The organism is Agrobacterium tumefaciens, assembly GCA_025559845.1.
GTDB lineage: Bacteria > Pseudomonadota > Alphaproteobacteria > Rhizobiales > Rhizobiaceae > Agrobacterium.
The window spans coordinates 1084050-1095432 of record CP048469.1 but is presented as its reverse complement, the minus strand read 5'-3'; the positions used below and the strand labels follow the sequence as shown (position 1 = coordinate 1095432).

At 59.5% G+C, this 11383-nt stretch carries 10 protein-coding genes and 1 pseudogene; 5 read left to right on the top strand and 6 right to left on the bottom strand.

Features of this window, described 5'->3' with window-relative positions; all coding sequences use genetic code 11:
* Positions 1 to 5: 5 nt before the first annotated feature.
* Together clpS and FY156_05405 are read right to left on the bottom strand one after the other, a co-directional pair.
* Positions 6 to 359: an ATP-dependent Clp protease adapter ClpS gene (clpS, locus tag FY156_05410; GenBank protein UXS00968.1), complete on the bottom strand. Its 354-nt coding sequence runs from the start codon at positions 357 to 359 to the stop codon at positions 6 to 8.
* Between the two features lie 299 nt (positions 360 to 658).
* Positions 659 to 3247 (bottom strand): response regulator, encoded by a 2589-nt coding sequence (locus FY156_05405; GenBank protein ID UXS03029.1) that lies wholly within the window; start codon positions 3245 to 3247, stop codon positions 659 to 661.
* A 339-nt stretch (positions 3248 to 3586) separates the two neighbouring features.
* Here FY156_05405 and FY156_05400 point away from each other — a divergent pair, with 339 nt between their 5' ends.
* Entirely contained in the window at positions 3587 to 4885 is a 1299-nt protein-coding gene (locus FY156_05400) for a flagellar biosynthesis protein FliO (GenBank protein UXS00967.1), read from the top strand.
* Between the two features lie 115 nt (positions 4886 to 5000).
* Here the strand turns inward: FY156_05400 and dksA are convergent, their stop codons facing one another.
* The gene (gene dksA / locus FY156_05395; GenBank protein ID UXS00966.1) at positions 5001 to 5420 is read right to left on the bottom strand and encodes an RNA polymerase-binding protein DksA; all 420 of its coding nucleotides are present in this window, start codon (positions 5418 to 5420) and stop codon (positions 5001 to 5003) included.
* 266 nt (positions 5421 to 5686) lie between these two features.
* Between dksA and FY156_05390 the strand changes: the two are divergent.
* The 4 genes and pseudogenes from FY156_05390 to FY156_05375 all read left to right on the top strand — a co-directional run bounded on the left by FY156_05390 (position 5687) and on the right by FY156_05375 (position 9583).
* Positions 5687 to 6201: pseudogene (locus FY156_05390) on the top strand (histidine phosphatase family protein).
* A 135-nt stretch (positions 6202 to 6336) separates the two neighbouring features.
* Positions 6337 to 7815: a YcjX family protein gene (locus tag FY156_05385; protein UXS00965.1), complete on the top strand. Its 1479-nt coding sequence runs from the start codon at positions 6337 to 6339 to the stop codon at positions 7813 to 7815.
* Positions 7812 to 8891, top strand: a complete 1080-nt coding sequence (locus FY156_05380; GenBank protein ID UXS00964.1) for a TIGR01620 family protein — start codon at positions 7812 to 7814, stop codon at positions 8889 to 8891. Before FY156_05385 ends, FY156_05380 begins: the two co-directional genes overlap by 4 nt.
* 131 nt (positions 8892 to 9022) lie before the next feature.
* A complete protein-coding gene (locus FY156_05375; protein UXS00963.1) occupies positions 9023 to 9583 on the top strand; it encodes a hypothetical protein in 561 nt (186 codons plus the stop codon).
* A 25-nt stretch (positions 9584 to 9608) separates the two neighbouring features.
* On the opposite strand, the gene folK is transcribed toward FY156_05375, so the two are convergent.
* Genes folK through folP form a run of 3 tightly spaced genes read right to left on the bottom strand, consistent with a single transcriptional unit; the run spans position 9609 to position 11283 of the window.
* A complete protein-coding gene (folK, locus tag FY156_05370) occupies positions 9609 to 10115 on the bottom strand; it encodes a 2-amino-4-hydroxy-6-hydroxymethyldihydropteridine diphosphokinase (GenBank protein UXS00962.1) in 507 nt (168 codons plus the stop codon).
* Positions 10116 to 10125: 10 nt separating this feature from the next.
* Complete coding sequence (folB, locus tag FY156_05365) at positions 10126 to 10491, bottom strand: dihydroneopterin aldolase (GenBank protein ID UXS00961.1); 366 nt, start codon at positions 10489 to 10491, stop codon at positions 10126 to 10128.
* Positions 10492 to 10506: 15 nt separating this feature from the next.
* Positions 10507 to 11283, bottom strand: a complete 777-nt coding sequence (gene folP, locus FY156_05360; protein UXS03028.1) for a dihydropteroate synthase — start codon at positions 11281 to 11283, stop codon at positions 10507 to 10509.
* Positions 11284 to 11383 lie beyond the last annotated feature (100 nt).

The following is an 11383-nucleotide window of genomic DNA, read 5'->3' as shown; positions in this document are numbered from 1 at the left end:
GATCCTCATTTCTTTTCCATGACGCACTGCAGCGGATGCTGGTGCTGTCGGGCGAAATCCATGACCTGGCTTACTTTCGTCTCTGCGACCTCATATGTAAACACTCCGCATTCCCCCACCCCATGCTGATGGACATGCAGCATGATGCGGGTTGCTGCTTCGCGATCCTTCTGGAAAAAACGCTCCAGAATGTGAATGACGAATTCCATTGGAGTATAGTCGTCATTCAGCAAAAGAACACGGTACAGATTTGGTCTTTTCGTCTTAGGTTTAACGCGGGTGATAACGGACGTTCCACGGTTGGAACCGTCGCCCTCCCCTTCGCCTTCGCCCTGCATATAGATCGGCTTAGCGATCATCTTTCATCATTCTCCAAACTGTTCTCAAACCGTCGGCTCATGCCAGGAGGGAGAACTTCGCCTCTCCATATCTAGGTCGTTCATCGGTGATTTTAAGCCCCTTGCGAAACACTGCAATCACTATTGCGTTTGCGAAGAGGCAAACTTCAGGAAATTTGCAGATGACAGCGAAGGGCTGCCGCATTCGTGCGCCGTCGCACCGGCCCGCCCCTCCGGCACACCTGAAAAATACACGCGAAAACGAAAAAGGGGCCGACTGAGCGGCCCCATCGTCATGCATTGCCACCAGGAGATTCGCATCAGTCCTTGTTGTCGAGCATTTCCCGCACAGCAACGGCGAGTTGCTTCAACGAGAAGGGCTTTGGCAGGAAGCCGAACTTGGCGTCGGCCGGCAGGTTCTTGGCAAAGGCATCTTCCGCGTAACCCGAAACGAAGATGAATTTCAGATCTGGGTGAGACTTGCGCAGCTCACGCAGCAGCGACGGGCCATCCATTTCCGGCATCACCACGTCGGAGACGACGATGTCCACCTTGCCGCCCAGCTCCTCCATCACATCAAGCGCTTCGGTGCCCGAACCGGCCTCATGGACAGTATAACCACGCGTTTCCAGCATGCGCTTTCCGCCGCGCCGCACCGCTTCCTCGTCTTCAACGAGAAGAACGACGGCAGACTTGCCAGTCAGATCAAGAGGCTCTTCCTTGGCCGCTTCCACCGCTGCAACAGGTGCGGCCACGGCTTCGGATGCCAGTGCGCCCGGCTGAACCGCTTCGACCACATGGCGCGGCAGCAGGATGCGGAACGCAGTTCCCTTGCCCACTTCCGATTCCGGATAGATGTAACCGCCGGACTGCTTGACGATGCCGTAGACCATCGAAAGGCCGAGGCCGGTGCCCTTGCCCACTTCCTTGGTCGTGAAGAACGGCTCGAAAATCTTGTCCATGATTTCGGGCGGAATGCCGGTACCATTATCGGCAACTTCAACCATGACCATGTCTTCTGCCGGAATATCCGGACGCGCGAGTGCGGCCGCTTCCTGCGCCTCGACGTTGCGGGTTCGAATGGTGATCTTGCCGCCATTCGGCATCGCGTCACGCGCGTTGACGCAGAGGTTGATAAGCACCTGCTCGAACTGCGACAGGTCGGTCTTCACCGGCCAGAGATCGCGGCCGTAATCGACTTCCAGCTTGACATTGGTACCCGAGATCAATCGATCGACCAGCATGCGCAGATCGCCGATCACATCGGTCAGATTGAGAACCGCCGGACGCATGGTCTGCTTGCGCGAGAAGGCCAGGAGCTGGCGCACCAGAACCGCGGCGCGGTTGGCGTTGCGCTTGATTTCCATCAGGTCGGCAAAGCTCGGATCGGCCGGACGCGCCTGCAGCAGCAGGTGGTCTGACGACAGCAGGATCGCCGTCAGAACGTTGTTGAAGTCGTGCGCAATACCGCCCGCCAGCGTACCGACCGCATTCATTTTCTGCGTCTGTGCCATCTGTGTCTCAAGCGCCTTCTGCTCGGTCACTTCGATGGCGTAGACGATAGCGATTTCTTCCGGCGCTTCATCGTCCTGGTCGATCACCGCATTGACGTAGAAACGGAAATGGCGGCCCTCGTCAGTCGGATGGCGGGAATCGAACGGCGCGATATCGCCCTGGCGATCCCTCGCCTCGGCCAGCGCATCCTTGAGGCGTGTCTTCTCGGTATCATTGATGACCGTTTCGAACGCGATGCCGCGATCGATGTCGTCACGGCCGACAACGCCCGAGAACATCTTGAGGAACGGCGCATTGATCCGAAGAATGCGGCCTTCACCGTCCAGCGAGGCAATCGCCATCGGCGTGTTGTTGAAGAAACGCGTGAAGCGCATCGCCGAAGACGATTCGGCGTCTTCATGCCCCTTCGGACGCATCAGAACGATGGTTCGGCTTTCACCCGGCGCACCATCCTGAGCTGTCACCTGATGCACGAGACGGGCGGGCATGCTCTGGCCGTTGACGCGGCGCATGTCGAGATCGAGGATTTCAGTGCGCTTGGCGTTGTTCTGTGGCTGGACCGATTCGATCAAAGCCATGCCTTCGCCCGCGACGATATCCGAAACGGTCATGGACCCCGGTGAGAACTGCGCAAGATCGATGCCCAGCCATTCCGACAGCGTGGCATTCAGATAGACGATTTCGCCCTTGCGGCCGGCAGAGAAGAAACCGGCCGGCGCATGGTCGAGATAATCGATGGCGTTCTGCAGTTCACGGAAGAACCGTTCCTGGTCTTCGCGCTCGGGGGTGATATCGGCGATCTGGAAGACATGCAGGTCTTCGTCACCGGCATCCTTGAGCACGCGGCCCTTCAGGCGATACCAGTGCGGTCCGCCATTGGTGGCGTTTTCGCTCAACGGCTTCAGAAGCCGGAACTCCTCGTAACCGTCGCGGCCTTCCCGCAGAAGATTGATCAGGCGATAAAGCGCCTCGGTCGATTCCCGGCTGCGCGACAGCAGGGTTTCCAGGCTCTGAATGTCGCTCGCCTTGGTCGTGCCGGTCATGCGGCAATAGGTGGCGTTGGCATAGACCATCCGGCCCTTGGCATCAGTAATCAGCGTTCCATCCGGATGAGCGGAGAGGAAACGGCGGGCCAGACCATCGGAGCGCGACTGCGGCATGACCTCGATAAAGCCGATGATCGACGAGACGAGGAAGAATATCCCCATCATGGCCAGCACGCCGAGAATGCCGAGCACGATCTCGTTTTCCAGCGAATCCTTGAAATAGACGAAGGCTGCGGCAGCGGCGACCAGCACAAGCGCCAGCAACAGGATTCGCAGAACCGTGCCGGACCGGGCACGCCTGTCCACCAAAGGAAGGTCGTTGTCGCTTGGCTGGCGCACCCGTGTCATTTTTGGCCTCGCAATCGTGCAGGTCGTCGTCATCAGAAAGGCCCGGTTCCTTTACGGAATCGGGCAGAAAGACTGTCTTGTAGCAACTCGCTCAAACATCAAAAAGCTCTGCCGCGACACAAAGACTTAAAAACGCACAGCCAAAACGCCTCGGAGCAAAGAATTTCGCGATTTTTACCGGATGGAACCGGATAAAGCTTCAAGGCTTTTTGCAAATGTGGGGACATGGGCGGATAAAACTTGTAACGAACCCAAAAAAATCGTCTTTTCCTGCTAACGCACGGTAAAACAAAGAAACACGGCATTTTTTGCCCGAGAAAATCTAAAGGGAAGATCTCCATGATGGACGATTTTATCGGCACCTATGGAAACAATCTGATCGTCGCCGTCGTCGGCGTCGGTGTTGCATTGCTTCTTCTGGCAATCGCGCTGTGGATCATTCGTAGACGCAGCGGTTCGGCGCCGTTCATTCGCGGCGGTCGAAACCGCCAGCCGCGCCTGCAGGTGCTTGATGCGACGGCGGTCGATGCGCGTCGCAGGCTGGTGCTGGTGCGCCGTGACAATGTCGAGCATCTGGTCATGATTGGTGGACCGACGGACATCGTCATCGAAAGCGGTATCGGAGCGATCCCGATCGTCAAGGAAGTGAGCGAGCCCGAAGAACTGCCGCTGAAGTCGCTGCCTCGCCAGGAAAACGAGACGAAAGCGCAGGAGAATGCGATCCAGCAGGAACGCCGCGAAGCCCTGCCGCAGCAGTCTCCGGCACCCTCCATTGCTGCTGCACCGATTCTCCAGACCGAAGAACCGGCCAAACGCCCATTGAGGGCAGAGCCTGCAGCACCCGTGGCCCGCGCGCCCGCAGCGGCAACGCCGCAGCCGCCACGCCCGGCGCCTGTTCCGCGCGATGTACCGCCTGCTCCGCGTCCCGCGCCACCGGTTGTCGCGCGCGACATTCCGCGCCCTGCTCCGCAGCAAACCCCGCAACCGGCTCCTGCCGCACCCCCCGCGGCTGCGCCAGCACCCGTTTCGTCTCCGGTCGCATCGGCACCGGTAACGGCCGCTGCCCGGCCTGCACCGGACGTGGCGACACCTGTTCGCCCGCCCGTCGCCGTTCAGGCCGCCGCCGCCCTGCCGCTCGCAGCCGCAGTGATCGATACGCCTGCGCAGAGCGCGGAGCCGAAGCAGGTGGATGCACCTGTCGTTTCGATCGCGCCGCAGCCAGTGGTCACGGTCGAGACGGAAGCGCCACACCCAGCCGCACTGTTTACAGCGCGTGAAGCGGTTATCGACCAGTCCAGCGCCGCCGATTTTCTCGATGCGGCGCGCGAGCGCGTGCTTCCGACACTGACGCAGCCGGCCCCCTCGATGGACAGGCAGGACGCCGTCGTCGTTGCCTCCGACGCCGAGCCGAAGTTTTCCGACGATCTGGCCAGCGACTTCGAGAGCTTTCTCGAGGCGGAAATTGCCAAGGGCCAGGATGCGGCAGCAACCGCGTCCAATGACGCCACCCCAGCACCGAAAGCACCTGTAAAAGCCGAGATCGTCGAACCGCCGATGACGGGTGCCACGCCTGACAAGGACATGCAGAAGGAAATGGCGCGTATCTTCGGTGAGCTTTCCGTCACCCGTGATCGCTGAGGCATGCCGAAACGCATTGCTGCCTGCAGCATGAAGGAAACAAAAAGGGCGCGGACAGAAATCCGCGCCCTTCTTTTCTGTGATGTCTGGTTTGCCTTAGCCGGAGGCCCGCGACTTACTCGTCGCGGTAGACCTTCTCACGACGCTCGTGACGCTCCTGCGCCTCGATCGACAGAGTTGCGATCGGTCGCGCATCCAGACGTTTCAGTCCGATAGGCTCGCCGGTTTCTTCGCAATATCCGTAAGTGCCGTCGTCAATGCGCTGGAGCGCGGCATCGATCTTGGAAATCAGCTTGCGCTGACGGTCACGGGCACGAAGTTCGATTGCCCGGTCTGTTTCGGAAGACGCCCTGTCCGCAAGATCCGGATGATTGGCGCTTTCCTCCGCGAGATGGCCTAGCGTCTCGCGCGCTTCTCTCAGGATGTCGTTCTTCCATGCAATCAGCTTCGCTCGAAAGTACGCCCGCTGATTGACGTTCATGAACTCATCGGATTCCGAGAGTACATAGCTGCTAAGATCGATCTTCTCACTCAACGCGATTCTCCTCGAAGAACATCTCAATGTGGCGGTGTATACTCCAATGATATAGATCGATTCAAGTCTACAGATCAGTTTTCAGGCATTTTTAAAACTGACACAAAAATCATCTAAATGACTAATTTTTATCCTTTATTGCGTTTCGCCCAGATCTCTTCTTCACGCACATTTACGCGACTTGCTGAAAGGTGAAGGGACTTGCGGGCTGACAACTCTATCTTGTAGCATGGCAGTTGCTCCTTTCTGGTTTCGAATGCTGGTCCATGCTTCAGATCGATTCTCCGCCGTACCGCATCTATCTTCTGCGCCACGCAAAGGCCGCCTGGGCGGCTCCGGGCGAACGCGACTTCGACCGCAGATTGAATGAATCCGGTTTTGCCGAAGCGGAAATCGTCGCCGATATTGCCGCCGACAAGGGCTATGATCCGGACATCCTGCTGTCTTCCACGGCAGAGCGTTGCCGGCAGACGACAGAGGCCTGGCAAAGAGCTTTCAACGAAGAGATCAGCATCTCTTTTGTCGACGAGATGTATGAGGCGCAGGTCGATACTACCTCGCTCTGATCGCCGCGCAGAAAGAGGCGAAATCGGTGATGCTGGTCGGCCATAATCCAACGATGGAAGCCACGCTTGAAGCGCTGATCGGCGAGGATCTTCTGCATGCCGCGCTGCCTTCCGGCTTTCCGACAGCCGGTCTTGCGGTCCTGGATTTCATTGAGGACGCCTATAACGGAAAAGGCCGCTGGCGGCTTGTCGACTTCGTTTCGCCAGGAAAATAATGGCGGCACCTTTACGGCGAGCCAAGCGGCCGGGGCATGGAAATGACGTGAAAATCCGTTATTCCGCTTCTTTTTTGGGCACGAAAATTTCCTATATTGTTGGCGTAACTATCGAAACCAGACGGGAAACCGCCATTGCCGCCTTCATTTACGTCCCTGACTGACAGCGCGCTCGTCGCTTTGGACAATCTGGCCGACCGTGCAAGCACCCTCACCCACCCGACCCTGAGGCTTGGCGTGACCGGTCTTTCAAGAGCCGGCAAGACGGTGTTCATCTCTTCGCTGGTCCATAACCTGCTGAATGGCGGCCGCCTGCCGCTGTTCGAAGCGATGCGGTCCGGCCGTGTTTCCAATGCGCGGCTGGAGCCGCAGCCCGACGACGCCATTCCGCGCTTTCAGTATGAAGATCACATTCAGGCGCTGGTGCGCGACCGGTTGTGGCCCGACTCGACCCGCGCGATCTCCGAACTGCGCATTACGCTCGATTACCAGAGCGCAAGCGGCTGGGGCCGCTGGTTTTCTCCGGGCAAACTTTCCATCGACATCGTCGATTATCCCGGTGAATGGCTGCTGGACCTGCCGTTGCTTTCGCAGGACTACAAGAGTTTCAGCGACAGCACAGTGGCGCTGGCCAAGACGGGGGTGCGTGCCGAACTGGCGCGTGAATGGCTGGCGATCGCCTCTTCGCTCGATCTCAACGCACCGGCAGACGAAATGACGGCGCGGCGACTTGCCGAAAGCTTTTCCGCCTATCTCAAGGCCTGCAAATCCGACGAACGCTCGCTTTCCACCCTGCCACCCGGCCGCTTCCTGATGCCCGGCGATCTGGAGGGATCACCGGCGCTGACCTTTGCGCCGCTGCCGGGCCTGACAGATGAAAAGGCTGCGAAGGGTTCGCTGCGCGCCATGATGGAACGGCGTTACGACGCCTATAAATCGATTGTCGTCAAACCATTCTTCCGCGAGCACTTTGCCCGCCTCGACCGGCAGATCGTGCTGATCGACACGCTGCAGGCCGTCAATCGCGGTCCCGAGGCGGTGCAGGATCTGGAACGGGCGCTCGGCGACGTGCTGGCCTGCTTCCGGCCGGGCACCAACAGCCTGTTGTCGTCCCTGCTGGGCCGACGCATCGACAAGGTGCTGATTGCCGCCACCAAGGCCGACCATCTGCACCACGAAAGCCACGACCGGCTGGAGCGACTGACGCGCCGCCTTGTCGACCGTGCGATCACCACCATCGGCATGAGCGGCGCCGGCATCGAGGTGATGGCGCTTGCCTCGGTGCGCGCCACCAAGGAAGCGAGTATTCGCCAGGATGGCCATAATCTGCCCGTGATCGTCGGCACGCCAATTGCCGGAGAAACGATCAACGGCGAAACCTTCGACGGCAATCGCAAGACGGCTATTTTCCCCGGCGACCTGCCCGATGATCCCGAACCGCTGTTTCGCAGCATCGATGTGGACGGTGACAAGGCAACGCTGCCGGATGTCAACGTGGTGCGGTTTCGCCCACCCGCAGTCGACGAACCCGGTAGCGGCGGCATCCGGCTTTCCGTACCGCATATCCGGCTCGACCGCGCCATGCAGTTCCTTTTCGGAGACAAGCTCGCATGAAGCTTCCTACCCCCAGCGATCAAAAGACACGTCGCCCCGCGGCCTTCACGCTTGAACCTGAAAGCACGGAAAAGCCAACCGCCACGCAGAAGCGCGCACCGCAGAGCTTTGCCAGCGAAGTGACGATGACGCCGGACGAAGACGACCCGTTCGTGATCCCGGATGACGTCGATGCCACCGTCTTGCCCGTCGCCACACCGAAAAAGACGCGCTTTTCCTTCGGAAAACTCGCGCTCGGCGCGCTCGGCGTGCTGTTCTCGCTCGCCTTCGGTCTTTGGGCGGACCAGCTTGTCCGCGACCTCTTCACCCGCTCCGACTGGCTGGGTTACACGGCAAGCGCCGCGCTGATCCTAGCCGTTTTTGCCGTTCTGGTTCTCGTCGGGAGGGAGGTCTTCGGCATCATGCGGCTGAATGCCGTGCAGGCGCTGAAGGCCGATGCCGAAGCGGCGAGCCTGGAGCGCAGCCCAACTGCGGCCCGTGCCATTGTCGCGCGGCTCAATGCCGTGCTGTCGCATCGCGCCGAAACGGCCAAGGGACGTGCAGCGCTGAAGGAAACCGACAATGACGTGATCGACGGCCCGCATCTGATCGATCTTGCCGAGCGCGAGCTGCTCATTCCGCTCGACCGGCAGGCGCGTGCGTTGATCCTCAATGCATCGAAACGTGTCTCGGTGGTAACGGCCGTCAGCCCGCGCGCCATCGTCGACCTGTCCTATGTGCTGTTCGAGGTGACGCGTCTGGTGCGCGCCATGGCCGAACTTTACGGCGGCCGTCCCGGCACGCTTGGCATGTTGCGGCTGTTGCGCGACGTTGTCGCCCATCTTGCCGTAACGGGCTCGATTGCCGTTGGTGACGGGCTTGCCCAGCAGGTGCTGGGCCACGGGCTTGCCTCCAAGCTTTCGGCCCGTCTTGGCGAAGGTGTGATCAACGGCCTGATGACGGCACGAATCGGCATTGCCGCGATGGATCTTTGCCGCCCCCTGCCGTTCAGGGCCGTCAAACGTCCTGGCATCGGTGATTTCGTGTCCGATCTGACCCCTGACCTAACTGGCGGAAAAACCCGCGAAAACGCCTGATTTCAGGGGCATCCACCGGTTCAAAAGGTTACGGAGTTTGCGCTGTTTCGAGGCCAAATAAACCGTTCATTAACCATTCCGCCAGTAGATTGCCCCTTATCGAACAAGGCTTCTTCGCCGGGGAAAGTATCATGTATTCGCGCTTCTTTTCGCTTTTGGGCGGACTTGCCGCCGCTATGTCCTTCAGCGGTGGCCTGGGAATTTCCGACGTTCAGGCTGCCTCGCGCGACCGTGACGACGTGTTCTTCCGTTCCGTTGCCGGAAGCTGGAAGGGACCGGGCGAAATCGTCGCCGGCAAGTACAAGGGCACGAAATTCACCTGCGATCTGACCGGCGAACCGCTGGAAGACAAGCAGACCGGCATCAAGCTTGGCGGCACCTGCCGCGTGGGCGTGTTCAGCCAGCCGATGTCCGCCGTTATCGCCCAGAAGGGTGGCAGCTACGAGGGCAAGTTCCTTGATGGCGCCGAAGGCAAAGGCCTGGACATCATTTCGGGACAGGTCAGCGGCGACAAGGTGGTTGTCGGCATCAACCGCGCAAAGCTCAATGGCGCCATGGTTGCCCGCGTTTCCAGCGATAACTCCATGAACATCACGATTTCGGTCAAGGTCGCCGACCAGATGGTTCCGGTTATCGGCCTGACGCTGGCACGCGATGTCGATCAGATGGCTGTCGGCTCGATCAAGCCGTAAGCGAAAACCAGGCTTTATCCGATTTTCAAAGCGGGAGTGTCCACCACTCCCGCTTTTCGTTTGCCTTGACGATACCGGCCGTATCGACAGCCTCCAGCCAGTCGCTGACCGTGCGGCCCTTGACCAGCAGGTCGGGGGCGATATCGGTAAGCGGCATCAGAACGAAGGCGCGCTCGGTCATGCGCGGATGCGGCACCTCGATGGTTTCCGCAACGTAAGGTGCGTTACCATAGGTCAGCACGTCGATATCGATGGTGCGCGGACCCCAGCGTTCGATCCTGACCCGCTTCATGCTTTTTTCGATGTCGAGGCAGGTCTGCAGCAGCGCCTCCGGCGACAAGGACGTCTCGATCCTGGCGCAGCAATTGAAAAAATCAGCCTGATCGGTCTTGCCCCATGGTGGCGTGCGATAGAGCGCAGAAACCGCCAGCAACCGGCAATCGCCGCGCGCATCGAGATCGTGCAGCGCCTGCGCCATTGCAGCCTTGGGATCACCGATATTGCCGCCAAGCCCAAGCGTGGCGACTGTCATCTGCCTTGCCTCAGGCATGATGCTCGACACTCACTTGCGCGTAGTCGAGAATTCCCGGAACCGGCGCCGACGGCTTGCGCACCGTGATGCGTACCCAGACGATCTGCGGATAACGTTCGCGCAGCGCCTTGGCGATATCGTTTGCTAGTGCCTCGATCAGATAACGGCGCTGTCCGACGACGCTTTTTTCGATGACCGAGAAAGCAACGCCGTAATCGACAGTGTTTTCAATCGAGTCGGTTTCCAGTGCGTCACCGGCCTCGACCTCCATCTCGGCATCGACGAAGAAGCGCTGACCCAGCACCTCCTCCTGCTCCAGCAGACCATGACGGGCAAAGAACGAACAGTTTTTCAGTACGATGGTGTAGCGGCTCATGTGTCAGCCTTCCCTTCAAGCCTTCGATACGCGGGCGAACACCGCATCGGCAATCGCCAGCGTGTCGCGTGTCATGGCAACATTGTGGACGCGGAAGACAGAAGCTCCCGCCATTCTGAGGATCGCCGTTGTCGCCGCCGTACCAATATCGCGATCGGTGGCAACATCCCTGCCCGTCAACGACCCGACGAAACGCTTGCGCGACGTTCCGGCCAGGATCGGCAGGCCGAAAGGATCGAGTTCACCAAACCGCGCCATCAGTTCCACGTTTTCATCCGTGTCCTTGGCAAAGCCGAAACCGGGATCGAGAACGATGGCGCCGCGAGCGACACCCGCCTTTGAGGCGATCTCAAGCGAAGTACCGAGAAACGCAAACTGATCCTCGATGACGTCATCGAGCTTTTGCCGTTCGCGACCGGTGTGCATGATGCAAACACCTGCGCCAGTCGCGGCCACAACAGCGGCCATGTCAGCGTCCTTCTGCAGACCGAAAACATCGTTGACGATGTGGGCGCCTGCCTCGATGGCCCGTTTTGCCGTTGAGGCGCGGTATGTATCGACCGAGATCAGAACGTCGCTTTCGCGCGCCAGTTTTTCGATCACCGGCAATATCCGGTCCTGCTCTTCGCTTTCCGTGACATCAGCTGCACCGGGACGTGTCGATTCTCCGCCGATATCGATGATATCAGCGCCTTCTTCCACACATTTGATGGCGTGAGAAAACGCCTGATCGGCGGCAAGATAGCGGCCGCCATCGGAAAACGAGTCGGGTGTGGCGTTGACGATGGCCATAATACGGCCACGTCCATCAAGTTTCAGGGAGCGGCCATGGGCCGCTTGCCACACATTGCTGCTGGCTGTTATCACGTAACACGAGCCTTTCAGGAATAAC